Origin of the sequence: Pseudomonas sp. SIMBA_041, assembly GCF_046535095.1 — a bacterium.
Classification (GTDB): domain Bacteria; phylum Pseudomonadota; class Gammaproteobacteria; order Pseudomonadales; family Pseudomonadaceae; genus Aquipseudomonas; species Aquipseudomonas mucoides.
In genome coordinates this window covers 1-248 of sequence record NZ_JAWRXJ010000727.1, presented here as the reverse complement: position 1 = coordinate 248, position 248 = coordinate 1, and the positions used below count along the sequence as shown (strand labels likewise).

1 protein-coding gene is annotated in these 248 nt (G+C 28.2%); it reads left to right on the top strand.

The window, feature by feature from the left end; all coding sequences use genetic code 11:
* Positions 1-18: 18 nt before the first annotated feature.
* Positions 19-248, top strand: a 230-nt coding sequence (locus SB725_RS33020; protein ID WP_410923675.1) for a hypothetical protein, incomplete at its 3' end; no start/stop codon positions are given.

Genomic DNA, 248 nt, shown 5'->3' with positions numbered 1-248 from the left:
AATGACAGATTGATAAAAATGAATGGTAAAATGGAACAAAATGGTTTTTTTTCACCAGATGCCTATCGTACTTTGTCGTACAATAATAATAAGGTAGAATTAAAATATTCAGATAATTCTTACACAACTCTAGTTTATACAATGGAAAATGGTAAGCCCAAAAAGTCAGAATTGTATATAGATAATGAGTTGGTGACTTCAAAAAGCTATACTTATGAAAGTAATAAAGTCATGGTATATGAAGATAC